We start from the raw sequence: 24,473 nt of genomic DNA, 5'->3' as shown, positions 1-24,473 counted from the left end.
CGGCGGCCGGGTCAGGTGACCCGGCCTTCTAGGAGTGAAGACATGACCGACCGTACCGCCGCCCTCGACCGGAGCACGCAATATTTCGACACCGGGGGCTTTCAGGCGGATCTGGCACGGCTGGTCGCCTTTCCCAGCGAAAGCCAGGAGGCGCGCGGCGCCCCCCACCTGCAGGCCTACCTTGACGATGCGATGATCCCGATGCTGACGTCGCTGGGGTTCGCCTGCGAGGTGTTTGCCAACCCGTCGACGACCGGCGGCCCGATCCTCGTGGCCGAACGGATCGAGGACCCGGCGCTGACGACAATCCTCAGCTACGGTCACGGCGACGTGGTGCGCGCCCAGACCGAGCAGTGGCGCGAGGGGCTGTCTCCCTTCACCCTGACGGAAGAGGGCGACCGTCTCTATGGCCGGGGGGCTGCCGACAACAAGGGCCAGCACCTCGTCAACATCCAGGCCATGGCCGCGCTGATCGAGACGCAGGGGCGGCTGGGCTTCAACGCCAAGATCCTGATCGAGATGGGCGAGGAGAACGGTTCCCCCGGGCTCAAGGAGTTCTGCGCTGCTGAAGCCGGGCGCCTCAAGGCCGACGTTCTGATCGCGTCGGACGGGCCGCGGCTGTCGCCGGACCGCGCGACGATCTTCACCGGGTCGCGCGGCGGGGTCCTGTTCGACCTCAGGGTCGCGCTGCGCGAGGGGGCGCATCACTCGGGCAATTTCGGCGGGCTGCTGGCGGACCCCTCGATCATCCTGGCCCATGCGATCGCCGCCATCACCGACGCGCGCGGCCAGATCCAGGTGCCCGAATGGCGCCCCGACAGCCTGACCCCGCGGATCCGCGAGGTGCTTTCGGTCCTGCCCCCGGTCGAGGCCGGGCTGCCCCTTGATCCCGACTGGGGCGAGGAAAGCCTGACCCAGTCGGAACGCGTCTTCGGCTGGAACAGCTTTGCCGTGCTGGCGATGATCTCGGGCGTGCCCGAGGCGCCGGTGAACGCGATCGCGGGCTGGGCGCGGGCCACCTGCCAGCTGCGCCATGTCGTGGGCACCGATGTCGACGACATCCTGCCCGCGCTGCGCCGGTTCTTTGATGCGCGGGGCTTCGACAAGGTCGAGATCGTGCCGGCCGAACGCGGATCGTTCCCGGCCACGCGGCTGGATCCCGATCACCCCTGGGTGGCTTTCGCCGCCGCCTCGCTGGAACGGACGACGGGCCTTGCGCCGCACCTGCTGCCGAACCTCGGCGGCTCGCTGCCCAACGACTGCTTTGCCGAGGTGCTGGGCCTGCCGACGATCTGGGTGCCGCATTCCTATGCCGGGTGCAGTCAGCATGCGCCGAACGAACATGTGCTGAAGCCGGTGATGCGGCAGGCGCTTCTGGGGATGACCGGGCTTTTCGCCGACATCGCGGCGGGCCTGCACCCGCAAGCGGACGCATGACCGGCGCGCTCCTGCCGCTGCTGGCGATCCTGATCGCCTCGGGCGCCGTTGCCGGGCTGATCTCGGGCCTTCTGGGCGTGGGGGGCGGCATCGTGCTGGTGCCCGCGTTCTACTATGCCTTTTCGGCGCTGGGTTATCACCCCGACCAGCTGATGCAGATCTGCGTGGCCACCTCGACCGGGACGATCATCTTCACCTCGCTGAGGTCCGTGACCTCACACATGAAGCGCGGGTCGGTCTCGGTCGATCTGCTGAAATCCTGGGGGCCCTTCGTCGCGCTGGGGTCGGTGCTGGGCGTGCTGGCCGCGACCCGGCTCGAGTCAAGCGAGCTGGAGCTGGCCTTCGGCCTGCTGGGGCTGTGCATCGGTCTCTACATGCTGCTGGGCAACAGCAACTGGCGGATTTCGGAAACCCTGCCGGGGCGGGGGCTGTCGATCGTCTATTCGATGTTCATCGGCTTCTTCTCGGCGCTGATGGGGGTCGGCGGCGGGTCGTTCACCGTGCCGTTGCTGACGGCCTACGGCTTTCCGCCGGTCAAGGCGGTGGGCACCTCGCCGGGCTTCGGGCTGGCGCTGTCGGTGCCCGGGTTCCTGGTGTTCCTGATGGCCGGCTGGCACGTCTCCGGAAAGCCGCCGCTGACCGTGGGCTATGTCAACATCCCCGCGGTGGTCCTGATCGTGCTGACGACGATGCTGACGGTGCCCTTGGGCGTGCGGCTGGCCCATAGCCTGAAGCCGCAGACCCTGCGGATGATCTTTGCCTGTCTCGTGCTGGTTGTCGCGGTCAACACCTTGCGCGAGGCGATCTTCTGATGACGGACCTTCGCACACGCCTGACCCGGCGCACGCCGCTTCTCTGGCTCAACCCCGACTACCGCCCCGGCGACGACCCCGAGGCCGCGGCGGATCTTGCCGCCGCCGTCGCCGACTGGGCCGAGATAGCCCCGGCGCTGAGCGCGCTTTTCCCCGAGCTGGGGACGGCGGGGCGGATCGTCTCGGACCTGCTGGCGCCCGATCTTCCGCTGACGGGCGCGAGGCCGCTGGTCAAGGCCGACCACGCGTTGCCGGTGGCGGGGTCGGTCAAGGCACGCGGCGGGCTGTTCGAGGTGGTGACCGTGGCGCTGGCGCAGGCGCGCGCGGCCGGGATCGTGCCCGAACGCGGCGCGCCCGGCGGCGGCGACACGGCGGCGCTCACCTCGGATGCGGCGCGGGCCTTCTTTGCGCGCCGCCGCGTCCTTGTCGGGTCGACCGGGAACCTCGGTCTCAGCGTCGGCATCGCCGCGCGGGCGCTGGGGTACGCGGCGGTCGTCCACATGTCGTCCGACGCCAAGCCGTGGAAGGTGGCGCGCCTGCGCGCATTGGGCGTCGAGGTGGTCCAGCACCGGACCGATTACACCGAAGCCGTCGCCGCCGCCCGCCGGGTCGCCGCCGAGGACCCGCTGGCGCATTTCGTCGACGACGAGGATTCGCTCTCGCTCTACCGCGGCTATACCGCCGCGGGGGCCGAGCTTGCCGCGCAGCTGCAGGCGGCGGGGCACCGGATCGGGCCGGACAGGCCGCTGATCCTCTACCTGCCCTGCGGCATCGGCGGCGCGCCTGGGGGCATCGCCCATGGCGCGCGCGGGGCGTTCGGCGCGGATGTCCACGCCTTCTTCGTCGAACCGGTCGAGGCGCCCTCGGCACTCTACCGCATGGCGCTGGGGTCCGGGGCGGATGCCAATGTGCGCGACATCGGGCTGGGCGGCCGGACCGAGGCCGACGGGATGGCCGTCAACACCATGTCCGCGCTGGTGGCCGAGCGGATGCGCCACCGGCTGGCCGGGGTGCTGACGGTGACCGACGACGACCTGTTCCGCTGGCTGGCGCGCGCCCACGCGGCAGGCCTGCGGGTGGAGCCTTCGGCCGCCTCGGGCTTTGCCGGGCCGGCCCTTCTGGCCGGCAGTGCCGAGGGCCGCGACTTCGCCGCGCGGCACCTGCCTGGGGGCACACCGGACCGCGCGTTGCAGGTGGTCTGGACCACCGGCGGGGCCTTCGTGCCGGAGGCCGAATACGCCGACTTTCTTGCCCGGGGGCAGGCTTGCCTTGCCCGGGACCACGACGACACAGGAACCACAGCATGAGCACGATCTCCGCAACCGACCCCGCCGACCTGGGCGCCCTCGAGGCGCGCCGCCTGATCGCCCGCCGCCAGTTGTCGCCGGTCGAGCTGGCCGAGGCCTGCATCGCCCGGGTCGAGGCGGTGGACCACGCCGTCAACGCGCTGGTCGCTCGCGACTTCCCCGGCCTGCGCGCCGCCGCGCGCGAGGCCGAAGCGGCGGTAAGCGCGGGCGCGCGCCTCGGGCCGCTGCACGGCCTGCCCTTCGGGGTGAAGGACATGATCGACGTCAAGGGGCTACCCACCACCTTCGGCTCGGAGATCTTCCGCGACAACGTGGCGAAGGGAGACGACGCGATCGTCGCGGCCATGCGCGGCGCCGGGGCCAGCCCGATGGGCAAGACCAACAACCCCGAATGGAGCGCCGGCGGCAACACCCGCAACCGCGTCTACGGCGTCACCGCGAACCCCTACGACCTGACGCGGACCTGCGCGGGGTCTTCCGGCGGCTCGGCCGTGGCGCTGGCCTGCGGCTACGCGCCGCTCGCCACCGGGTCGGACACCGGCGGCAGCCTTCGCAATCCCGCGGCCTTCTGCGGCGTCGTCGGCTACCGTCCCAGCCCCGGCGTGGTGCCGGGCAACACCCGGCCGATGGGCATCGTGCCGATGTCGACCTCGGGGCCAATGGCGCGGTCGGTCGCCGATGCCGGGCTGATGCTGTCGGTGCTGGCGCGGCCCGACCAGCTCGATCCCTATACCACGGTCATCGACGGCAAGACGCCGTGGAACCCTGACGATTTCGCCCGCCTGCCGCGGCGGGACCTGTCGTCGCTGAAGGTCGCGGTGACCGAGGATTACGGCTTCGCCCCGACCGAGCGCATCGTGCGGGATCATTTCCGCAAGGTGATGCCGCAGCTTGCGCCGTTCTTCGGCGCGGTCGAGGAAACCACCCCCGATTGCACCGATGCCGATCGCATCTTCTCGGTGCTGCGCGCGGTGCAGTTCCTTGGCCGCCATGCCGAGCTGGTGGATACCAAGCCCGATCTGGTCGGCCCCAACGTGACCGACAACGTGGCCGAGGGCCGGACCTATTCGGCCGAGGACGTGGCCAAGGCGCTGATGGCGCAGACCCGGTACTATCACCTCTGGCAGGCCTTCTTCGAGACGCATGACTTCCTGATCTCGCCCGCCGTGACGATCAGCCCGCGCAGCTGGCGCGAGCTGTATCCGGCCGAGATCGACGGCGTGCCGACGAAAAGCTATTACCACTGGCTGGCGATGGCCTATGCCTCGACCATCCCGGGCCATCCCTCGATCACCATCCCCTGCGGCTTCGATGCGAACGGCATGCCCTTCGGGTTGCAGATCGTCGGGCGGCGGCACGACGACCTGGGCGTGCTGGCCGTCGCGGCCGCGCTGGAGGCGATGATCGCGGGGCTGTCCGATCTTGCGCCGCGCCGCCCCGATATCGCAAAGCTGAAGGCGGCGCCCGCGCTGTCGGAGGCGGCCGGTTTCCTCACCTTCGACTGACACCCGACGCGACCCTCACGACCCCTCATGAAAGGACCAGACATGGCCAAGATCCCGCTTTCCAAGCTGCGCCGCACCAAGACCGGCGTCTATCTCTCGGGCGAACTCGGCTTCGATGCCGAAGGCAACCTGCCCGAGGGGATCACCGCGCAGACCACGAACTGCCTGGAGAACATCAAGAAGACGCTGGCGGGCGAGGGGCTGTCGCTCGCCGATGTCGTGTCGTGCACCTGCTACCTGACCGACCCGGCCGATTTCGCCGCCTTCAACGCGGTCTATGCCGGCTATTTCGACGATCCGCTGCCGGTGCGCACCACCGTCGGCTGTGCGCTGATGCTGCCGGCGGCGAAGGTTGAGATCACCGTCATCGTCGCGCTCTGATCCGAAGCGACGGCCATGACGGAGACGATCGTTCTGGGGGCCGGCATGGCCGGTATCGGGGCCGCGCTGGCCCTTCAGACCGCCGGTCAACGGGTGGTCGTCGTCGACCGCCGCGCGCCGGGGGAGGAGACCAGCCACGGCAATGCCGGCATCATCCAGTCCGAGGCGGCGGAACCCTATCCGCTGCCGCGCGACCCGGCGACGCTGCTGCGCTATGCGCTGGGGCGCAGCAACGACGTGGCGTGGACCTGGCGCGGGCTGACCCTGGCCGCGCCGTCGCTGCTGCGATATTTCGGTGCCTCCGCGCCGCGCCGCCATGCGGCGGTGTCGGTGCATTATGCCGCGCTGACCCGCCGGGCGACGGCGGACCACGCGCCGCTGATCGAGGCGGCGGGGGCCGGGGCGCTGATCCGGCGCACCGGGTTCTACCAGATCTACCGCGAGGCGGCGCGGCTTGAGCAGGCGCTGGCCGATGCCGCGCGCCTGTCGGGGCTGTTCGGCGTGGCGTACCGGGGCATGGACGCCGCCGCGCTGGCACGGGAGGAACCCGGGCTCCGGCCCGGTGCGGCCGGCGCGCTGCACTGGCCCGAACCCTGGAGCTGTTCCGACCCCGGCGCCCTGGTTCGGGCCTATGCGACCCTGTTCACCGACCGTGGCGGGCGCCTTGTCACCGGCGATGCGTCCAGCCTTGCCCGCACCGGCGCGGGTTGGCAGATGACCACCTCTGACGGGCCGCTGAGCGCCGAGCGCGCCGTCGTGGCCCTCGGGCCCTGGGCGCCGGATCTGCTGACGCGCTTCGGCTACCGCGTGCCGATGATCCGCAAGCGGGGCTATCATGCCCATTTCACGCCGAAGGCCCCCCTGCACAGGCCGTTCCTCGATACGTCCCACGGGGTCGTCGTCTCGCCGATGGTGCGGGGCGTGCGTGTCACCACGGGGGCCGAGCTGACCGCCCCCACCGCCCCGGCACGCGACCGGCAGCTGGCGCGCGGGCGCGCGGGTCTGGACGACCTGATCGACCTCGGGCCCGAGGTGGCCGACGCGCGCTGGTTCGGGCATCGCCCCTGCCTGCCGCGCATGCTGCCCGTGGTGGGCCCCGCGCCGCGCCACGACGGGCTGTGGCTGTGCTTCGGTCATGGGCACCAGGGCTTCACCCTCGGGCCGACGACGGGCGTCCTGCTGGCCGAGATGATGGCGGGACGGCGTGACGCGCTGACCGGGGCGCTTGCCCTGTCGGGCTGAGGCGGCCTGCCCGGTTGCAGGCCGCCGGAGCGTTGCGTACAGGGCAACACATCGTTCCGAAAGCGCAGGCTGGCAGAGACCCGCGTTCCGGACATCCTGAGCGGAAAACAAGATCAAGCTGTCCGACAAGGAGTCAGTCATGCAACAACCTTCCGCCGCCGGCGGCCGGGCCTGGGGGCTGCATCTCGCGGTTCTGGCCATCGTCGTCATCGCGCAGGCGATCGGGATCATCATCCTGCCCATCGGGGCGGCCAAGGTGATCCTGCTGCCGATGCTCTATGCCTTCGCCCTGGCGATCGTCGTCAATCCCAACATCCTGCGCGGCACCGCCCGGATCTTCACCCCCCGGGTGCAGAAGCTTTCGGGCGCGATGATCACCATCGCGATCACCCCCTTCGTCGCCAAGTTCGGCACCACCGTCGGCCCCGAGATCAAAGAGATCCTGGCCGTGGGCCCCGCGCTGGTGCTGCAGGAGTTGGGCCACCTGGGCAGCATCCTGCTGGCCTTCCCGATCGCCGTCTACCTGCTGGGCATGGGGCGCGAGTCGATCGGTGCCGTCTATTCCATCGACCGCGAGCCGAACCTCGCCCTGATCGCCGAGAAGTTCGGCCTCAACAGCCCCGAGGGCGCGGGCGTCATGGGCGTCTATGCCACCGGCACGCTGATCGGCACCTTCATCTTCGCCATCGTCCCGCCGCTGATCAATGCCATGGGCATCTTCGATCCGCGCGCGCTGGCGATGGCCTGCGGCGTCGGCTCCGGCTCCATGCTGGCGGCCTGCACCGGGGGGCTCATCTCGGCCATGCCGGGCCACAAGGACGACATCATGGCGCTGGCCGGGGCGTCGAACATCCTGACCTACGCGACGGGCCTCTACTTCTCGCTCTTCGTGGCACTGCCGTTCACCCAGTGGCTTTACCGCCGCGCCCGTCCCGATGACATCCAGACCGCCGGCTGAGGAGAGCACAATGGAGAACCTGTCCGCGAAAACCGACGACCTGATCCTCGAGATGCCCGAGGCCGGCGAGGGCGAGACCGGGCTGATCGAGACCGGGGGGCTGCTGCTGGTCGCCTGGGTGATCGGCCTGATCTCGGTCTGGGTCGGTGTCGGAACCAGCCCGCTGGTGGCCCTGCCGGGGATGATCGTCTTCTTCCTGTGCTCGGTCGCGGGGCTGTTGCTGGCGCGGTTCGTGCCCGTCAGCATCCCGGCGGTGGGCTGGGTGTCGCTGATCGCGATCCTGATCACCGTGCCGGGGGTGCCCGGTGCCGACTGGGTGGTGGAGGTCTGCAAGAAGGTGGATTTCCTCTCGCTCGCGACCCCGGCGCTGGCCTATGGCGGCCTTGCCCTGACCGGGACGGAATTCGCCATCGCCCGGCGCTCCGGCTGGAAGATCGTGGTGGTTGCCATCTGCGTGATGCTGGGGACTTATGTGGGCTCTGTCATCATCGCGAACCTGACCATCGGGTTGGGTTGAGGAACTGGGTTGAGGAACTGGGCTGAGGAGCTGGGCTGAAACATGGGCGACCTTCTCGATCCGCAGGCAGTGGCCGAGGCCCGGACCTGGCGCCGCGACCTGCACCGCCACCCCGAGCTCGGCTTTGCCGAGCACCGCACCGCGGCCTTCCTGGCCGAGCGCCTGACGGCCTGGGGCTACGAGGTCGCGACCGGCATTGCCGGCACCGGCGTGGTGGCCAGCCTGACCCGCGGCGAAAGCGGCCGCAGCATTGGCATCCGCGCCGATATCGACGCCCTGCCGATCACCGAGGAAACCGGGGCCGACTGGGCCTCGGCCACGCCGGGGGTGATGCATGCCTGCGGCCATGACGGGCACACCAGCATGGCGCTGGCCGCGGCAAAGGCCCTTGCGGGGGCCGCCTTCGACGGCACCGTGCGCTTCATCTTTCAGCCGGCCGAGGAAAACGACGGCGGCGGGCGCGAGATGGTGAAGGCGGGTCTCTTCGACCGCTTCCCCGTCGACACGGTCTATGCGCTGCACAACTGGCCCGGCCTGAAGCCCGGCCAGATCGTCGCGCGCGACGATGCGATGATGGCGGCCTTCGCGGTGTTCGAGATTACCGTGACCGGGCGCGGCGCACATGGCGCGATGCCGCACGAGGGGGCCGATTGCCTGCTGGCGGCCTCGCATATCGTGGCGGCGCTGCAATCGATCGCCGCGCGCAACGTCAGCCCGCTCGAGTCGGCCGTCGTCTCGGTCACGCAGATCCACGGCGGCGACGCCTGGAACGTGCTGCCCGAGCGGGCGGTGATCCGTGGCACCACCCGCTGGTTCCTGCCCGAGGTCGGCGACCGGATCGAGACCCGGCTGACCCGGATTGCACAGTCGGTGGCCGAGGGCCTCGGCTGTTCCGCCGGGGTCCGGTACGAGCGGCGCTATCCCCCGACCATCAACGCGCGGGAGCCGGCGGCGCGGGTGCGGCGGGCGGCAGAGGCCGCGGGACTTCAGGTGATGCCGGCCGACCCCTCGATGGCGGCCGAGGATTTCGCCTTCCTGCTGGACAAGGTGCCGGGCTGCTACTTCTGGCTGGGGGCGGGCCGCGAGGGCGACAATCCCGGCCTGCATTCGGCGCGGTTCGACTTCAACGACGAGATCCTGGAAACCGGGGCCGCGTTCTGGATCCGGCTGGTGCAGCAGGAACTTCCCGCGGCTTGACGATGCCACCGCGCGCGCCCAAGCATGGCCGCATGGCCAGCTTTGACAGACGTGAGGTCGCGACCTTCCTCGCAGTGAACAGACAGGGGTCGATCCGGGCGGCAAGCGAACAGCTTGGCGTCGCGCCCTCGGTCGTGTCGCGGCAGGTGGCCGAGATCGAGGCGCGCCTCGGCATGAAGCTGTTCGAACGCTCGGTCCGGGGCGTGGCGCTGACCGAGGCGGGGGTGCTGGTGCTGGAACACCTGCGCCGCGTGACCGAAGAATACGGCGTCCTGCACGAACAGCTGTCGGGCCTGCGCGGCATCCAGCAGCGCCACGTCCGCATCCACTGCGGCGAGGGGTTTCTGGCCGATTTCGTGCAAAACGGGCTTGGCCGCGCGCTGGCCGACAGCGCACAGGTCTATTATGACCTGAAGATCGGATCGACCGAGGCCGTCGTTGCGGCCCTTGCCAACGGCGAAAGCGATATCGGCATCGCCTACAACCCGCCTGCGACCGGGGTTGTCCGGTCGGTGGTGCAGGCGCGCCAGCCGCTGTGCGTGATAGCACCGCCGGAACACCCGGTGCTGGCGCTCGATCACTTGTCGCTGGAGGATTGCCTCGACTATCCGCTGGCCATGCTGGGGCAGGGTCACGGCACGACCGACCTCCTGATGCGGGTCGCAGCCGACAGCGGCTTTGCACTTGGGCCGCGGCTGACCACCACCTCGATCGACGCATTGCGGCGGTTCGTGGCCTCGGGCCTCGGGTTGAGCTTCCTGCCCCGCAGCTCGGTCTCGACCGAGCTGACCCACGGCCTTGTCGCCGCGCGTGAGCTGGAGGACCTCACGCTGTCGGCCGCCGCGGCGCATCTGATGGTGCGCGCCCGGCGCCGGTTGCCGCGGTCGGTCGACCGGCTGGTCCGGCACCTGGCCGAGGGGATGGCCAGCTTCTCCTAGGCCCGGGGCATTCAGGGTGTTGCGCGGGGCGCAACGCTTCGTGCGAAAATTCACGCCTGCCCGGTCAGGCGGGCGGGATGTGATCCTCACCGGGCAACAGCGAGGTACAGCATGACGGAACGGAACGCGGGGACGGAACAGAAGGCGGCTGTCGTCGGTCTGGGCGCGATGGGGCTTGGCATGGCCATTTCGCTGGTCGCGGCGGGGTTCGAGACCTGGGGGTTCGACCTGTCGGAGGCGCGCCGCACCATGGCGCGGGAAAACGGCGTCACTCCGGTCGCCGACGTGGCGGAGCTGCTCGGCAAGGCCGATTTCATCGTGTTCTCCCTGCCCAACGCGCAGGCCGTGGAAAGCGTGATCGACAGCTTCGGCGGCGCGCTCGAGGGGCGGGGCCGGCTGATCGTGGTGGATACCTCGACCTCGGAGCCCGGTGTCACGCGCAAGCTGGCCGCGCGGCTGGCCGCGATGGGCCACGGCTTTGTCGACGCGCCGGTGTCGGGCGGCCCCGCGGGCGCGGCCAAGGGCGCGCTGACGATGATGCTGGGCGGCGCGCCGGACGATCTCGACGCCGCCGCCCCGGTGATCGGGGCGCTGTCGGCAAAGGCCGTGCGGGTCGGCCCCTCGGGGGCGGGCAACGTGGCCAAGCTCGTCAACAACATGCTCTGTGCCACCTTCATCTCGGCCACTGCCGAGGGGCTGCGCCTGGCCGAGGCGGCGGGTGTCGACGCCGCCGCGGCGCTTGAGGTTCTCAACGGCGCGTCGGGCGGATCGACCGTCAGCCAGGTGCATTTCCCGACCTGGGTGATGACCGAGGCCTATGACAGCGGCTTCACCATGGCGCTGATGCGCAAGGACGTGCGGCTGGCCCGGCAGCTGGCCGACGAGACCGGCGCCGACCTGCCGCTGACGGCCCATGCCGCCGAGATGTGGCGCGACGCCACGCTTCCCGACAGCGACGACTTCACCCGCATGGGCGACTTTCGCAAGGACTGAACGATGACCATCCTCTCCCCCGAAGCGCAGAGCGCGCGTATCCTCGACCTCTTCCACGAGGTCTTCCCCGACCAGCCGATCGGAAGCTACATCGACGGCACCATCGTCGAAGGTTCCGGCCCGGCGATGGATCTGACCGACCCGGCAAGCGGCACGATCTTCGCCAGCTACAAGGATGCGGGCGCGTCCGAGATCGACGCGGCGATGGATGCGGCCGAGCGGGCCCAGAAGGCGTGGATGGCCCAGCCCGCCGCCGCCCGCGGCCGGGTGATGTGGGCCATCGCCGCCGAGATCCGCGCCCACGCCCCCCTGATCGCCGAGATCGAGAGCCGCGCCGCCGGGCGGCCGATCCGCGACATGCGGGGTGAGGCCCTCGCCGTGGCGATGATGTTCGAATATTACGCCGGCTGGTGCGACAAGATCTACGGCGAGGTGATCCCCGTCCCCTCGACCCACCTGAACTACACCCGGCGTGAGCCGGTCGGCGTGGTGATGCAGATCACGCCCTGGAACGCGCCGCTCTTCACCGGCGGCTGGCAGATCGCGCCGGCGATCTGTGCCGGCAACGGCGTGGTCATCAAACCTTCCGAGCTGACCCCGCTCAGCACGCTGATCCTGGGTCGGCTGTGCGAGAAGGCGGGGGCACCGCGCGGCCTGGTCAACGTGATTGCGGGCGGTGGGCCGACCGCGGGCCAGGCGGGCGTGACCCATGACAAGACCGCGCTCGTGGTCTTCGTGGGTTCTGCCACGGCGGGGTCGTCGATCGCGGCGGCGGCGGCGGCGAAAACCGTGCCCTGCATCCTCGAACTGGGCGGCAAGTCGGCCAACATCGTCTTTGCCGATGCCGACCTGAAGCGTGCGCTGCTGGGGGCGCAGGGCGCGATCTTCGCGGGTGCGGGGCAAAGCTGCGTCGCCGGCTCGCGCCTGCTTGTGCAGAGGTCGGTGCACGAGGAATTCGTCGCGGCCTATGCCGATGCGGCCGGCCGCATCCCGGTCGGCCACCCGTCCGAGGAAACCACCCAGATCGGCCCGATCAACAACCTGCGCCAGTGGGAAAAGGTCTCGGGCATGGTCGACGCGGGCGTGGCCGAAGGCGCACGACTCGCGGCGGGGGGCGGCCGGCCCGCCCCGCTGGAGGACACAGGCGGGTTCTACTTCGCGCCGACCATCCTCGACGGCGTGACGCCACAGATGAGCGTCGCGCGGGAGGAGATCTTCGGCCCCGTCGTCTCGGTCCTGCCGTTCGATACCGAGGAAGAGGCGGTCGTGCTGGCCAACGGCAACCCCTACGGCCTTGCAGGCGCGGTCTGGACCGGCGACGTGGGCCGGGCGCACCGCATGGCGGCGGCGGTCAGGGCGGGGACGTTCTGGATCAATTCCTACAAGACGATCAACGTGGCCTCGCCCTTCGGCGGGTTCGGGCGCTCGGGCTACGGCCGGTCGTCGGGCAAGGATGCGCTGCTGAGCTATACCCAGCCGAAAAGCGTCTGGGCCGAAACGGCGGCGGAGCCGGCGGGCGGTTTCGGCTACGCGCCGGACTGAGCCCGGGGCGGCGGCGGGCAGGGGGCCGGGATCTTGCGGGATCCCGGCATTCTTCCCGCCCAAGGCGCCCGCCCCGGACAGGAACGGCCGCGGGGGTAAGGCCCGGTCATCGGAAACCGGGCGTCAGAGCGCGGCGAGCACGCGCTCGCAGGCGGTCTCGATCTTGTGGGTCTCGCGCGCCACGCACATCCGCACGTAGCCGCGGAATGGGGCGCCGAACATGCCACCGGGGGCAAGGCCCACATGCGCCTCTGTCACCATCTTCGCGCAGAAGGCGGTGGCGTCGGGTTCGTCCTCGATCCGAAAGAAGGCATACATCCCGCCGCCCGGCTTCGCCGGCAGCACCACGCGCTGCGAGCGGCCGAGAATCTCGTAGGCCGCGTCGAGGCCCGCGCGGCAGCGGTCGCGCACGGTCGTCACCGTGTCCTCGCCGGTTTCGAGCGCGGCCAGCGCGCCGGCCTGCACGAAGGCCGCCGTGCCCGAATTCACGTATTGGGTCATCGCCCGCACCGTCCCCGCGACCGAGGCCGGATGGTTCAGCCAGCCGACCCGCCAGCCGGTCATCGCCCAGGCCTTGGAAAACCCGTTGATGCAAAGCGCAAGGTCCTCCGGCTCGGCCACCTGCAACAGGGACGGGGCCACCTTGCCGGGGACGAGGCGCGCATAGACCTCGTCGCTGACGATCCAGATTCCGGTGCGGCGCGAAAAGGCCAGAAGCGCCTCGTAGGTCTCGCGTCCGGCCATCCAGCCGCAGGGGTTCGAGGGCGAGGAGAAGATGATCGCCCGGGTCCGCGCGTCGCAGGTATCGAAGACCTTCTGCAGGTCAAGCTGCCAGTCGCCCCCCACCATCTCGAGGGCGACGGGCCGGGGTTCCGCCCCGGTCATCAGGATCGACTGCCGGATGTTGGGCCATTGCGGCTCCACATAGACCGCGTTGTCGCCGGGTTGCAGCATCAGCGACAGCGCGAGGTGCACCGCCTGCATGCCGCCGGGGGTGAGTGTGGTGCGGTCGGCGCCCAGCCCGATCCCGTGCAGCCGCGACTGGTACGCGGTCAGCGCCATGGCGAGGTCGGGCCGGCCCGCCATCTGCGGCACGTAGAAGGTCTCTCCCCGGCTCAGGCTCTCGATCGCGGCGGCGCGGATCGGTTCGGGCGTCACCAGGTCGCCCTCACCATACCAGAGCTGGATCAGGTCGTCGACGCCCGCCGCGCGTTCGGCCAGCGTCGCGATATTCTCGGTCTCGAGGTCCACGAGCGCGCCACGGACGTGGGCGAGGGCCGAGCTCGGGTTCAGGTCGGATCGTTTCATCGTCTCTCGCTCATCGTGGAAATCTGGGGTCGCGCGTGGGCGTTCCCGGTCTTGGGGTCCGCGTCTTGGGTTCCCTGTCTGGGGCCCGGCGTCAAGCGCCAGATCGCCGTCACGGCACATCCCGCCGGCGGAATCGGCGCGCAACGGCGGGTCTTCGCGGGCTCAGTGACCGGAAGCGGCGGAGCAGGAGCGGCAGCCTGGGAGGCGCGCGTCCGCCGTGGCCCTCCATCCGCCGGTCTAGTCCGGCCCGGTGGAGGAGCGCAGGGTGGAGGAGGGCCGCTCGCCGAACAGGCCGCGGTAATCCTGCGCGAAACGGCCGAAATGCCAGAAGCCCGCCTCGGTCGCGGCCTCGGTCACGGTTTCGCCCTGGCAGATCAGGCGCCGCGCCTTGTTCAGGCGAAGCGCGCGCACATAGGCGATCGGGCGAAGGCCCAGCTCGCGTTCAAAGGTGTATTGCAGGGTCCGGCGGCTGACGCCGATGCGCTGGCACAGCAACTCGATGTTGAGCGCCTCCTCCGCATCCGCCGCCTCGATCGCGTCGCGCACGTCGGCGATGATCGACATCCGCCGCGCCACCGTATCCGCCCGCTCTCCCTCGCCGGTCAGGGGGGCATCGCCCGCGTCGGACAGCAGGCAGCTGCGCAGGTGCTGGGCCAGGTCCGCCGTCAGCGCGGCCATCCGCTTGCCGGAGATCGGCACTTGCCGCGGGCCGTCCGGCGGCAGCACCCCGGTCAGCAGACGGCGCAGGCCCGCAAAGGCGCCGGGCGCGACACTGAGAAGCTGCGCCCGCTCCAGCCGCTGGCCGAGCCGGGCGCAGCCCTGCGCATCCACCCCGGCCATCAGCAGGCTGCGCGGGATCACCGCCACCGCGATGTCCAGGCCCTCGGGGGTGTGGAACTCGAACCCGTCGCGCCCCGAGAACAGGTGCAGTTGCGACCCGCCGCAGCGCCCGCCGGCAAAGCTGGCCGGCCCGTCGATCCGCAACGGCACCCCCACCGCCACCATCCCCGGGTCGAGGTGCCCCATCTGCAGAAGCGAATGGCTGGTCACCTCGCGGAAGAGATAGGCGCGGGGCAGCACGGCCTCGACCAGCGTGCCCGCGAAGGCGCCGCCGGACAGTTGGCTGTAGCTCTGGTTCCAGCCTTCGAGCAGCGCCGATTGCGCCTCGATGTCCGATGTCTGGCGGAACCGCATCTGCGGGGTCGTGGAAGGGGAGGGGCAAGGGATCATGAGACAGCTCCTGTTCCGCCCGGGAAGGGATGTGTCACGCGCGCGTCGCGTCCGACCGTTATCGTCACCTTGGCATCCAGAATACCCGAGTCGGGGCGCGGCCGTCACGGCCGGACATGGCCAGCCGGGGTATGTTTCAGCTCTGCCCTGATTTCAATCATCGGAACGAAAAACATGCGTCTTCCGGGGCAGGCGGGGAACGTGAACCCCCGGATCGGGCCCTTCACGCAAGTTTGCCGAAATCGGATAGCCCGATCGCCGCCGCGCATTGCTGGTGCTTTCCCATCTTCCGAGACGGCGGGAGGCGTGCCGTCGGGACACCTTGGGAACAGGAGCGAACGGGCCCATGTCTGCAACAGGAACCAACGAGCTGAGCAAGTCGCTCAGCACCATTCAGCTTTGGGGGATCGCCGTCGGTCTGGTGATCTCGGGCGAGTATTTCGGCTGGAGCTACGGCTGGGGCACCGCCGGAACGCTTGGCTTCATTATCACCGCGGCCTTCGTCGCGCTGATGTACACCACCTTCATCTTCAGCTTCACCGAGCTGACCACGATGATCCCGCGTGCGGGCGGCCCCTTCGCCTATGCCCGCGAGGGGCTGGGCGAGACCGGCGCGTATTTCGCCGGCATGGCCACGCTGATCGAATTCGTCTTTGCCCCGCCCGCCATCGCACTGGCGATCGGCGCCTACCTGAACGTGCAGTTCCCCGGGCTTGATCCGAAGGTCGCCGCCGTGGGGGCCTATGTCATCTTCATGGTGCTCAACATCCTCGGCGTGTCGTTGGCCGCCACGTTCGAGCTGGTGGTGACCATCCTCGCGATCTTCGAACTCCTGGTCTTCATGGGCGTCGTGGCACCGGGCTTCTCGTGGGAGAACTTCTCGGCCGGCGGCTGGATGGGGCAGGACACCTTCTCCGTCGGGGCGATCTCGGGGATGTTCGCGGCGATCCCCTTCGCGATCTGGTTCTTCCTCGCGATCGAGGGCGTGGCCATGGCCGCCGAAGAGGCCAAGGACCCCAAGAAGTCGATCCCGCGGGCCTACATCTTCGGGATCCTCACCCTTGTCGCGCTGGCGCTTGGCGTCATGATCTTTGCCGGCGGCGCGGGCGACTGGACCAAGCTTGCCAACGTGAACGACCCGCTGCCGCAGGCGATGCGCTTCATCGTGGGGGACAACAGCGGCTGGCTTCACATGCTGGTCTGGCTGGGGCTGTTCGGGCTGGTGGCCTCGTTCCACGGCATCATCATGGGGTATTCGCGCCAGATCTTCGCCCTGTCGCGTGCGGGCTACCTGCCGAAATCGCTGGCCGCCGTACATCCGCGCTTCAAGACCCCGCACCGGGCGATCCTTGCGGGCGGCGTGGTCGGCATCATCGCGATCTTCAGCGACAACCTGATCACCTTCGGGGGCCAGTCGCTGACCGCGAACATCGTGACCATGGCGGTGTTCGGCGCGATCCTGATGTATATCCTCGCGATGGTCAGCCTGTTCACCCTGCGCCGGAGCCAGCCGGACGCGCCGCGCAGCTACTGCGCGCCGTTCTACCCGCTGTTCCCGGCCTTCGCGCTGGCCGCGGCGGTGATCTGCCTGATCGCGATGACGATCTACAATTTCCTCGTCGCCGTGGTCTTTGCGGTGATCCTTGCGCTCGGCTATGCCTACTTCCGTGCGACAGGCCATCAGCGCGCGATCGTCACCCCGGCGGAATGACACCGGACAGGACGAGACGTTGAAACCCTTTCGGCCGGCCCCGTGACAGGGGCCGGCCACAAGACCGCAAGGAGGGCGCATGCCCACGTTCACCCATTCGATCGCCGGTGAAACCCATCGGTTCGACAGCCTGGCCGAGCTGATGGCAAAGGCAACTCCCGCCCGGTCCGGCGATGCGCTGGCCGGGATCGCCGCGGCGGATGAGGAGGTGCGCGCCGCGGCGCAGATGGCGCTGGCGGACCTGCCGCTTGCCACCTTCCTGAACGAGATGGTGGTGCCATACGAAAAGGACGAGGTCACGCGGCTGATCGTCGACACCCATGACGCCCGCGCCTTCCGCCCGGTTGCCGCACTGACCGTGGGCGGGTTCCGCGACTGGCTGCTGTCGGACGAGGCGACCCCCGCGGCGCTGCGTGCGCTGGCCCCGGGGCTGACGCCCGAAATGGTTGCCGCCGTGTCCAAGATCTGCCGCAACCAGGACCTGATCCTGATCGCGCGCAAGGCGCCCGTGACCACCGCCTTTCGCAACACCATCGGCCTGCCCGGTCGGCTGTCCACGCGGCTTCAGCCGAACCACCCGACCGACGACCCGGCGGGGGTCGCCGCCTCGATCCTCGACGGGCTGATGTTCGGCAATGGCGATGCGGTGATCGGCATCAACCCGGCGTCGGACAGCCTTGCCGCCGCCGATCAGCTGCTGCGCATGCTCGACGAGGTGATCTCGCGCCACGAGATCCCGACGCAAAGCTGCGTTCTGACCCATGTGACCAATTCGATCGAGCTGATCAGCCGCGGCACGCCGGTGGACCTGGTGTTCCAGTCGATCGCGGGGACCGAGGCCGCCAACCGCAGCTTCGGCATCGACCTTGCGCTGCTGCGCGAGGGGCGCGAGGCGGCGTTGTCGCTGGGCCGCGGTACCGTGGGCAACAACGTGATGTACATGGAAACGGGGCAGGGCTCAGCCCTGTCGGCCAATGCGCATCACGGCGTAGATCAGCAGACGCTGGAGGCGCGCACCTATGCCGTCGCCCGGATGTGCGAACCGCTTCTGGTCAACACCGTCGTCGGCTTCATCGGGCCGGAGTACCTGTACGATGGCCGCCAGATCCTGCGCGCCGCGCTGGAGGATCATTTCTGCGGCAAGCTTCTGGGTCTGCCGATGGGCTGCGACATCTGCTACACGAACCATGCCGAGGCCGACCAGAACGACATGGACAACATCCTGACCCTGCTGGGGGTCGCGGGCATCACCTTCATCATGGGCATTCCCGGGTCGGACGACGTGATGCTGAACTATCAGACCACCTCGTTCCACGACGCGCTTTACCTGCGCAAGGTGCTGGGGCTGAAGCCCGCGCCCGAGTTCGACGACTGGCTGCAACGCACCGGCATCTTCAAGGGCGAGGAGTTGGCGGGCCAGCTTCCCGCCGGGTTCGCCCGGGCGATCGAGCGGGGTGCGGCATGAGCGACACCTCCGGCAAGGGCGCCGTGACCCGCACCCCGTGGGAGGGGCTGCGCGCCCTGACGCCCGCGCGCATCGCGCTTGGCCGGGCGGGCACCAGCCTGCCGACCGCGCCGCATCTCGAGTTCCAGCTTGCGCATGCGCGGGCCCGCAAGGCCGTGCACCTCGAGATCGACGGCACCGCGCTGGCCGCCGGGATCGGCGCGCTGGGGGTCGATACCCTTGTCGTCGAAAGCGCGGCCGAGACGCGGGCGATCTATCTCCAGCGGCCCGATTACGGCCGCCGCCTGTCGGAGGCGGCGCGGGCACGTCTGCCCGAGGGGGGCACCTGCGATCTTGCCATCGTGGTCGGCGACGGCCTGTCGGGGCAGGCGGTTGAGCGCAACGCGATCCCCCTGCTCGAGGTGCTGATACCCGAGATCGCGCGGCGGGGCTGGTCCCTCGGCCCTGTCGCCGTCGTGACGCAGGCCCGCGTTGCCATCGGCGACGAGATCGGTGCGCGGCTTGGGGCGCGGATGGTGCTGGTGCTGATCGGCGAACGCCCGGGGCTCAGCTCTCCTGACAGCCTGGGGGCCTATCTCACCCACGCGCCGCGCGCCGGGCTGACCGACGAAAGCCGCAACTGCGTGTCGAACATCCGCCCCGCCGGCCTTGGCTATGCCGAGGCGGCGCACAAGCTGTTGTTTCTGATGGACGAGGCGCTGCGCCGAGGGCTGACCGGAATCGGCCTGAAGGACGAGGCCGAGGCGCTGGCCACACCCGACACCTCGCGCGCGGATTTCCTGCTGGGCGGCTGACCCCGTCACGGCACGAACATGCGACGTCAAGAAGACGTGCCCCGCGCCGGCAGACCGGTGCGGGGATTGTTGGCGTTGTTTTACTGGTCCGGCGCGGCCTGTCTCCTCTCCAACCGACCCTCTCGCCAACCCGGCGCCCGTGACCGAGGCGCCGAAAAAGGCGTTGACAGGCCGGCCAATGATCCTAATGTACGTACATATGAACAAATGGGGTGGGAGGACCACATGCGACAGGTCGGGCCGAACAGGTTTCGGGGGGAAATCGGGCTTTATTTCGAGGATTTCGAGGTTGGCCACATCTACGAGCATCGGCCGGGCCGGACCCTCACCGATCAGGACAATATCCAGTTCTCGCTGCTGACGATGAATTACCACCCGATGCATTGCGACGCCCATTTCGCGGGGCAAAGCGAGTTCGGGAAGCTTTTGATCAACAGCGGTCTGACGGTGGCCACGGTGCTGGGCATGTCGGTGCCCGAGGTCTCGGGCAAGGCGATCGCCAACCTCGGCTGGGAAGAGATCAAGCTGATGGCGCCGGTCTTCGGCGGCGACACGATCTATGCCGAAAGCGAAGTTCTGGAAAAGCGCGAGTCGAAGTCGCGGCCGGGGCAGGGAATCGTCAAGGTCCGCACCCTCGGCGTGAAGCACGACGGCACCGTTTTCATGAGCTTCGACCGCACTGCCCTGATCAAGAGCCGGGCCGCCGACGAGGCAAACCCCACGAATTACTGAACCAGAAGGGACGGGAGGGAGCCCGCCCCACCAAGGGAGGAAAGACATGTTTTCAAGGACGTTCGCCGCAGTGGCGGCGGCCGGCGCGCTGGCTGCCGGAACACTTGTGGCAGGGGCTGCGCTGGCGCAGGATCTGGTGCTGCCGAGCGAGGTTGCCGCGACCCACTGGAAGACCGGCTACATGAACGACTTCGCCAAGGAGGTCGACCAGAAGACCGACGGCAAGATCTCGGTCAAGGTGTTCCCTGGCGGCCAGCTCTATTCCGACCGCGAGGCGCTTGCGGCGATCGGCACCGGGGCGGTGCAGATGGTCTGGCCGGTCTCGGTCCGGCTGGAGACCATCGTGCCGCAGACCGGCGTGATCAACCTGCCGTTCTCGCTTACCGACACGTCGATGCAGAATGCCTGCATGAAGACCGGCATCACCAAGATGCTGTCGGATTACATGAAACCCGCGGGGATGAAGGTGCTGGGCCTGCTGCGCACCGCGGATCTTCTGTTCATCTTCTCGCGGGACGACGTGAAGTCGATGGACGGCCTGAAGGGCAAGAAGGTGCGGATCACCGGCGGCCGCGTGGTGCAGGAAACGATGCGCGAGCTTGGCGTCTCGCCGGTGTCGATGGCCGCGTCCGAGATGAGCACCGCGCTGAGCCAGGGCGCGATCGACGGCATCCTGACCTCGCCCGCCGGCTGGTCCGAGATGATCGGGATGACCGGTAAATACGCCTTCTACGTGCCCGGCCTGTCGCTGCTGACTTACGCGGTGGTGGTCGATCAGAAGTGGTTCGACGGCCTGCCCGAGGACCAGCAGAAGGCGATCCAGTCCAGCGTCGACGACGTCGTGGCCAAGGAATGGACCGGCGCCATCGCCAAGGACAAGGAGGCGCTGAAGAAGATGAAGGCCGACGGTGCCGTGCTGAATGTCGCCGACGACGCCCAGATCGCCGAGTGGAAGAAGCTGACCGCGAAGACCTCGGAGAGCTTTTCCAAGAAATACCCCGACGCGATGAAGCGGATGGATCAACTGGAGTCGCATTGTGGCATCTCCGGCTGATCGTGACGCACGCGCTGCTGCCGGCCCCGCGCCGGCAGCGCCCCGGGGGCCGGGGCCGCTCAGGCGGCTCGGCCGGGCCTGGGACTGGGTGGAGCGCGGGCCGCTGCTGGCGGTGGCCACGCTGATGTTTCTTGGCGCCACCGGGATCATGCTGGCCGAGGCGTTCAGCCGGGCCTTCCTGGACCGGAGCTATTTCTGGGCGGAGGAGGCGGTGCGCTTTCTCATCGTCTGGGCCTTCTTCCTGTCGCTCGGGGCGGCGGGGCGCGGCGGGTATCACATCCGTACCGACCTTGTCGTCGCGGTGCTGTCGCGGCGGATGCGGATCGTCTGCGGCTGCCTTGCCGCGCTGGTCGGCCTCGCCTTCTCGGTGATCCTGTTCGACGGCTCGGTGCAGCAGGTGCTGCGCTACCACGCCATGGGGATGCTGTCGGAATCGAACCTCGAGCTGCCGATGTGGATCGTCTTCCTGGCGATGCCGGTGGGCGCGGTACTGTTCGCCATCTATTACCTTCGACTTCTGGTGCACGGCGTGTCGGGCAACGACCCCTTCGCCTTCGGCGACCTCGATGAGGGCGGGGACGGCGCGGCGGCCGGCGCCGACCCGACCGGCAAGTTCTGAGGGGGGCCGAGCATGTTCCTGATCCTCGCCCTCGTCTTCATTCTCGTCCTGCTGTCGCTTGGCTCGCACGTGTCGACGTCGCTCGGCCTCGTCAGCGCGGTCCTCGTGCTCACGGTCAGCGGCGTGCCCGAAACGGTGATCGCCCAGACCGCGTTCAAGTCGGTCAATTCCTACCCGCTGGTCGCCATCCCGATGTTCATCTTCGCCGGCAACCTGATGATGCGCGGTCAGATCGCCGGGCTGATGATCGACCTCGTGGGATCCATCGTGCGCGCGGTGCGCGGCGGCCTCGCGCTGACCGTGCTGATCGCGTCGGTCTTCTTCGCGGCGGTCTCGGGTTCCTCCGTGGGATCTGCCGCCGCCATCGGCCGGTCCACCGTACAGGGGCTGCGCGACGAACATTACCCGCCCCGCTTCGCCGCCGCGATCGTCGCGGTGGGGGGGACGCTGGGGCTGATGATTCCGCCCTCGCTGGGCTTCATCCTGATCGGCTCCATCGTCGGGTTGCCGATCGACAAGCTTTTCGTCGCAGGCGTCCTGCCCGGGATCATGGAGGCGGCGCTGCTGTCCTTCGCGACCTTCTGGCTGAGCAAGCGCGGCGGCTACGGCGCCAAGGCGCAGCAGCCCGACTGGCAGGGTTTCGCCCGGAACTTCCCGCGCGCGCTGCCCGCGCTCTTGATGCCGATCCTGGTGCTGGGGTCGATCTACGCGGGCTTCATGACGCCGACCGAGGTGTCGGCCTTCGCCGCGGTCTACGCGATGCTGCTGTGCCTGCTGGTCTATCGCTCCGTCACCCTTGGCGGCGTGTGGAAGGTGGCGCTGGAAAGCATGCTGCAGACCACGATGATCTTTGCCGTCGTGATGGGCGGAAGCCTTCTCGGCTTCATCCTGACGCGCATGGGGATCTCGGCCACGCTGGTCTCGGGGCTGCAGCACATGGGCCTGTCGTGGTGGGAATTCCTGATCGTCGTCAACGTGGTCCTGCTGTTCCTCGGCATGTTCCTGGACGGCATCGCGCTGATCGTGCTGACGGCGCCCTTGCTGTTCCCGATGGCGCAGGCGCTGGGGATCGACCCGATCCACTTCTCGGTCATCATGGTGGCGAACGTCGAGATCGCGACGCTGACGCCCCCCATCGGCCTCAATCTCTTCGTCATGAGCGGCATCTCGCGGATCCCCGTGCACGAAGTCGCCCGCGGCGTGGTGCCGTTCTACGCGGTCCGGCTGACCGGCCTCGCCCTCATCTCATTCGTGCCGGTGATCTCGCTGGCACTGGTTCACTGAAACGGGAGGAAACCATGAAGGATCTCACCGACACCGATCTTGCCACCCAGCCGATCGCGCGACAGCTCGCGCATTTCGCGGCGGCGCTGACGCACAAGGACATCCCTGACGCGGTGACCGACCGCGCCCGTCACCTGATGCTGGACGCTTGGGGGATCGCGCTGGCCTCGACGCAATACGATTTCGGCCACCGGATGCACGCCGCGATGAGCGAGCTTGGCGCAGGAGGCACCCGCCGGGCGGTGGGCTTCGGCACCGCGCTGATGCCGCGCGACGCGGCGATGCTGAACGGCTTCCTGATCCACGGGCTCGACTACGACGACACCCATACCGGCGGGGTGATCCATGCCACCGCCTCGGTCCTGCCCGCGGCCTTCACCATGGCGGCGGAGGTCGGCGCCACGGGGCGTGAGATGCAGACGGCTTACGTCGCGGGGATGGAGGTGGCGACCCGTCTGGGCGCAGTCGCCAGGGGCGGCTTTCACCAGGTGGGCTTTCATCCCACGGGCATCATCGGGATCTTCGGCGCCACCGTCGCCGCGGGCCGGCTGCGCGGCCTGACCGAGGCACAGCTTGCCGCCGCGCAGGGAATCGCCCTGTCGATGGCAAGCGGATCGCTGGAGTTCCTGTCCGACGGCGCCTGGACCAAGCGCGCCCATCCCGGCTGGGCCGCGCAGGCGGCGATCACCGCCGTCACCATGGCGCGTCACGGCTATGTCGCGCCGAAGGCGGTGTACGAGGGGCGCTTTGGCCTGTTCAACGCCTATCTCGGCGAGGGGCGCGCGGCGCGGGCCGACCTTGGCCTTGCCACCGCCGGATTGGGCGAGGTGTGGGAGGTGATGAACGTCGCGGTCAAGCCGATGCCCGCGTGCCACTTCACCCACGCCGTGGCCGACGCCGCCGTGGCGCTGCGCGCTGAGCACGGGCTGACCCCCGAGGACATCGCCGAGGTCACGGCGCTGATCCCCGAGGAGGTGGTCAAGACGGTGTGCGAGCCGGTCGCGACCAAGCAGAAGCCGCAGAACAGCTATGATGCGCAGTTCTCGGTGCCCTATGCGGTGGCCTCGGGCCTCCTGCGCGGGCACTTCGGGCTGGCCGATCTGGACCCCGACGCCTTCACCGCGCCCGACGCGCTGGCGCTGTGCGCCAAGGTCAGCTACGCGCACGACCCCAACTCGCGCTTTCCGAAATACTATTCGGGCGAGGTCATCGTGCGCACGACAGACGGGCGCGAGCTGCGCCACCGCGAGGACGTCAACCGCGGCGCTTCGGACCGGCCGCTGACCAACGACGAGATCGTCGCGAAATTCACCGAGAACGCCTGCATGGCCACGCCGCCCGCGCGTGCCGAACGCCTGCGCGCGGCCCTTTTGGGGCTGGCCGAGGCGCCCGACGTTCTGGGCATCGAACGGCTGCTGGCAGGGCAGGCGGCGTAACCAAGGAGATC

General features: G+C 69.2%; 22 protein-coding genes. 20 read left to right on the top strand and 2 right to left on the bottom strand.

Annotated elements, in window-relative coordinates; all coding sequences use genetic code 11:
- Window positions 1–42 precede the first annotated feature (42 nt).
- The 12 genes from CVV76_RS16085 to CVV76_RS16030 all read left to right on the top strand — a co-directional run bounded on the left by CVV76_RS16085 (window position 43) and on the right by CVV76_RS16030 (window position 12,829).
- Window positions 43–1,437, top strand: coding sequence for a M20 family metallopeptidase (locus CVV76_RS16085; RefSeq protein ID WP_102225702.1), 1,395 nt, complete (start codon window positions 43–45; stop codon window positions 1,435–1,437).
- Window positions 1,434–2,249 carry a sulfite exporter TauE/SafE family protein gene (locus tag CVV76_RS16080; RefSeq protein ID WP_102225701.1) on the top strand — a complete coding sequence of 272 codons (816 nt, stop codon included), beginning with the start codon at window positions 1,434–1,436 and terminating at the stop codon, window positions 2,247–2,249. Before CVV76_RS16085 ends, CVV76_RS16080 begins: the two co-directional genes overlap by 4 nt.
- Window positions 2,249–3,556: a D-serine ammonia-lyase gene (locus CVV76_RS16075; RefSeq protein WP_102225700.1), complete on the top strand. Its 1,308-nt coding sequence runs from the start codon at window positions 2,249–2,251 to the stop codon at window positions 3,554–3,556. Before CVV76_RS16080 ends, CVV76_RS16075 begins: the two co-directional genes overlap by 1 nt.
- Complete coding sequence (locus CVV76_RS16070; protein ID WP_102225699.1) at window positions 3,553–5,061, top strand: amidase; 1,509 nt, start codon at window positions 3,553–3,555, stop codon at window positions 5,059–5,061. The genes CVV76_RS16075 and CVV76_RS16070 overlap by 4 nt, the downstream gene beginning before the upstream one ends.
- 42 nt (window positions 5,062–5,103) lie before the next feature.
- Entirely contained in the window at window positions 5,104–5,442 is a 339-nt protein-coding gene (locus CVV76_RS16065; protein WP_233192983.1) for a RidA family protein, read from the top strand.
- 15 nt (window positions 5,443–5,457) lie between these two features.
- Entirely contained in the window at window positions 5,458–6,684 is a 1,227-nt protein-coding gene (locus CVV76_RS16060) for an NAD(P)/FAD-dependent oxidoreductase (protein WP_102225697.1), read from the top strand.
- A 139-nt stretch (window positions 6,685–6,823) separates the two neighbouring features.
- Entirely contained in the window at window positions 6,824–7,642 is an 819-nt protein-coding gene (locus CVV76_RS16055) for a DUF3100 domain-containing protein (protein WP_102225696.1), read from the top strand.
- 10 nt (window positions 7,643–7,652) lie between these two features.
- Window positions 7,653–8,159 (top strand): hypothetical protein, encoded by a 507-nt coding sequence (locus CVV76_RS16050; protein WP_102225695.1) that lies wholly within the window; start codon window positions 7,653–7,655, stop codon window positions 8,157–8,159.
- Between the two features lie 42 nt (window positions 8,160–8,201).
- Window positions 8,202–9,356 (top strand): M20 aminoacylase family protein, encoded by a 1,155-nt coding sequence (locus CVV76_RS16045; protein ID WP_102225694.1) that lies wholly within the window; start codon window positions 8,202–8,204, stop codon window positions 9,354–9,356.
- A 32-nt stretch (window positions 9,357–9,388) separates the two neighbouring features.
- On the top strand, window positions 9,389–10,294 hold the full coding sequence (locus CVV76_RS16040) for a LysR family transcriptional regulator (protein WP_102225816.1): 906 nt from the start codon (window positions 9,389–9,391) through the stop codon (window positions 10,292–10,294).
- A gap of 111 nt (window positions 10,295–10,405) precedes the next feature.
- Complete coding sequence (locus CVV76_RS16035; RefSeq protein WP_102225693.1) at window positions 10,406–11,287, top strand: NAD(P)-dependent oxidoreductase; 882 nt, start codon at window positions 10,406–10,408, stop codon at window positions 11,285–11,287.
- A 3-nt stretch (window positions 11,288–11,290) separates the two neighbouring features.
- Window positions 11,291–12,829, top strand: coding sequence for an aldehyde dehydrogenase family protein (locus CVV76_RS16030; protein ID WP_102225692.1), 1,539 nt, complete (start codon window positions 11,291–11,293; stop codon window positions 12,827–12,829).
- Between the two features lie 123 nt (window positions 12,830–12,952).
- On the opposite strand, the gene CVV76_RS16025 is transcribed toward CVV76_RS16030, so the two are convergent.
- The gene (locus CVV76_RS16025; RefSeq protein ID WP_102225691.1) at window positions 12,953–14,137 is read right to left on the bottom strand and encodes an aminotransferase class I/II-fold pyridoxal phosphate-dependent enzyme; all 1,185 of its coding nucleotides are present in this window, start codon (window positions 14,135–14,137) and stop codon (window positions 12,953–12,955) included.
- 237 nt (window positions 14,138–14,374) lie between these two features.
- Window positions 14,375–15,331: a helix-turn-helix domain-containing protein gene (locus tag CVV76_RS25615; RefSeq protein ID WP_158243174.1), complete on the bottom strand. Its 957-nt coding sequence runs from the start codon at window positions 15,329–15,331 to the stop codon at window positions 14,375–14,377.
- A gap of 382 nt (window positions 15,332–15,713) precedes the next feature.
- Here CVV76_RS25615 and eat point away from each other — a divergent pair, with 382 nt between their 5' ends.
- The 8 genes from eat (at window position 15,714) to CVV76_RS15980 (ending at window position 24,462) form a co-directional block, all read left to right on the top strand.
- Complete coding sequence (gene eat, locus CVV76_RS16015) at window positions 15,714–17,078, top strand: ethanolamine permease (RefSeq protein WP_102225689.1); 1,365 nt, start codon at window positions 15,714–15,716, stop codon at window positions 17,076–17,078.
- 79 nt (window positions 17,079–17,157) lie between these two features.
- A complete protein-coding gene (locus CVV76_RS16010) occupies window positions 17,158–18,543 on the top strand; it encodes an ethanolamine ammonia-lyase subunit EutB (RefSeq protein WP_102225688.1) in 1,386 nt (461 codons plus the stop codon).
- Window positions 18,540–19,337 carry an ethanolamine ammonia-lyase subunit EutC gene (gene eutC / locus CVV76_RS16005; protein WP_102225687.1) on the top strand — a complete coding sequence of 266 codons (798 nt, stop codon included), beginning with the start codon at window positions 18,540–18,542 and terminating at the stop codon, window positions 19,335–19,337. The genes CVV76_RS16010 and eutC overlap by 4 nt, the downstream gene beginning before the upstream one ends.
- A gap of 225 nt (window positions 19,338–19,562) precedes the next feature.
- Window positions 19,563–20,069 carry a MaoC family dehydratase gene (locus tag CVV76_RS16000; RefSeq protein WP_102225686.1) on the top strand — a complete coding sequence of 169 codons (507 nt, stop codon included), beginning with the start codon at window positions 19,563–19,565 and terminating at the stop codon, window positions 20,067–20,069.
- A gap of 46 nt (window positions 20,070–20,115) precedes the next feature.
- Window positions 20,116–21,123 (top strand): TRAP transporter substrate-binding protein DctP, encoded by a 1,008-nt coding sequence (gene dctP / locus CVV76_RS15995; protein WP_102225685.1) that lies wholly within the window; start codon window positions 20,116–20,118, stop codon window positions 21,121–21,123.
- Between the two features lie 88 nt (window positions 21,124–21,211).
- The gene (locus CVV76_RS15990) at window positions 21,212–21,742 is read left to right on the top strand and encodes a TRAP transporter small permease (protein WP_102225684.1); all 531 of its coding nucleotides are present in this window, start codon (window positions 21,212–21,214) and stop codon (window positions 21,740–21,742) included.
- A gap of 12 nt (window positions 21,743–21,754) precedes the next feature.
- Window positions 21,755–23,026, top strand: a complete 1,272-nt coding sequence (locus CVV76_RS15985) for a TRAP transporter large permease (protein WP_102225683.1) — start codon at window positions 21,755–21,757, stop codon at window positions 23,024–23,026.
- A 14-nt stretch (window positions 23,027–23,040) separates the two neighbouring features.
- On the top strand, window positions 23,041–24,462 hold the full coding sequence (locus tag CVV76_RS15980; RefSeq protein ID WP_102225682.1) for an MmgE/PrpD family protein: 1,422 nt from the start codon (window positions 23,041–23,043) through the stop codon (window positions 24,460–24,462).
- Window positions 24,463–24,473: the final 11 nt, after the last annotated feature.

Source organism: Acidimangrovimonas sediminis (assembly GCF_002871005.1).
Classification (GTDB): Bacteria; Pseudomonadota; Alphaproteobacteria; order Rhodobacterales; family Rhodobacteraceae; genus Acidimangrovimonas; species Acidimangrovimonas sediminis.
This window is presented reverse-complemented; position numbering and strand designations above follow the sequence as displayed.

What these genes read in the sequence shown, in the direction of transcription:
- CVV76_RS16085 (WP_102225702.1), top strand. Translation starts at nt 43, where the DNA reads ATGACCGACCGTACCGCCGCCCTCGACCGGAGCACGCAATATTTCGAC.
- CVV76_RS16080 (WP_102225701.1), top strand. Translation starts at nt 1,434, where the DNA reads ATGACCGGCGCGCTCCTGCCGCTGCTGGCGATCCTGATCGCCTCGGGC.
- CVV76_RS16075 (WP_102225700.1), top strand. Translation starts at nt 2,249, where the DNA reads ATGACGGACCTTCGCACACGCCTGACCCGGCGCACGCCGCTTCTCTGG.
- CVV76_RS16070 (WP_102225699.1), top strand. Translation starts at nt 3,553, where the DNA reads ATGAGCACGATCTCCGCAACCGACCCCGCCGACCTGGGCGCCCTCGAG.
- CVV76_RS16065 (WP_233192983.1), top strand. Translation starts at nt 5,104, where the DNA reads ATGGCCAAGATCCCGCTTTCCAAGCTGCGCCGCACCAAGACCGGCGTC.
- CVV76_RS16060 (WP_102225697.1), top strand. Translation starts at nt 5,458, where the DNA reads ATGACGGAGACGATCGTTCTGGGGGCCGGCATGGCCGGTATCGGGGCC.
- CVV76_RS16055 (WP_102225696.1), top strand. Translation starts at nt 6,824, where the DNA reads ATGCAACAACCTTCCGCCGCCGGCGGCCGGGCCTGGGGGCTGCATCTC.
- CVV76_RS16050 (WP_102225695.1), top strand. Translation starts at nt 7,653, where the DNA reads ATGGAGAACCTGTCCGCGAAAACCGACGACCTGATCCTCGAGATGCCC.
- CVV76_RS16045 (WP_102225694.1), top strand. Translation starts at nt 8,202, where the DNA reads ATGGGCGACCTTCTCGATCCGCAGGCAGTGGCCGAGGCCCGGACCTGG.
- CVV76_RS16040 (WP_102225816.1), top strand. Translation starts at nt 9,389, where the DNA reads ATGGCCAGCTTTGACAGACGTGAGGTCGCGACCTTCCTCGCAGTGAAC.
- CVV76_RS16035 (WP_102225693.1), top strand. Translation starts at nt 10,406, where the DNA reads ATGACGGAACGGAACGCGGGGACGGAACAGAAGGCGGCTGTCGTCGGT.
- CVV76_RS16030 (WP_102225692.1), top strand. Translation starts at nt 11,291, where the DNA reads ATGACCATCCTCTCCCCCGAAGCGCAGAGCGCGCGTATCCTCGACCTC.
- CVV76_RS16025 (WP_102225691.1), bottom strand. Translation starts at nt 14,137, where the DNA reads ATGAAACGATCCGACCTGAACCCGAGCTCGGCCCTCGCCCACGTCCGT.
- CVV76_RS25615 (WP_158243174.1), bottom strand. Translation starts at nt 15,331, where the DNA reads ATGCGGTTCCGCCAGACATCGGACATCGAGGCGCAATCGGCGCTGCTC.
- eat (WP_102225689.1), top strand. Translation starts at nt 15,714, where the DNA reads ATGTCTGCAACAGGAACCAACGAGCTGAGCAAGTCGCTCAGCACCATT.
- CVV76_RS16010 (WP_102225688.1), top strand. Translation starts at nt 17,158, where the DNA reads ATGCCCACGTTCACCCATTCGATCGCCGGTGAAACCCATCGGTTCGAC.
- eutC (WP_102225687.1), top strand. Translation starts at nt 18,540, where the DNA reads ATGAGCGACACCTCCGGCAAGGGCGCCGTGACCCGCACCCCGTGGGAG.
- CVV76_RS16000 (WP_102225686.1), top strand. Translation starts at nt 19,563, where the DNA reads ATGCGACAGGTCGGGCCGAACAGGTTTCGGGGGGAAATCGGGCTTTAT.
- dctP (WP_102225685.1), top strand. Translation starts at nt 20,116, where the DNA reads ATGTTTTCAAGGACGTTCGCCGCAGTGGCGGCGGCCGGCGCGCTGGCT.
- CVV76_RS15985 (WP_102225683.1), top strand. Translation starts at nt 21,755, where the DNA reads ATGTTCCTGATCCTCGCCCTCGTCTTCATTCTCGTCCTGCTGTCGCTT.
- CVV76_RS15980 (WP_102225682.1), top strand. Translation starts at nt 23,041, where the DNA reads ATGAAGGATCTCACCGACACCGATCTTGCCACCCAGCCGATCGCGCGA.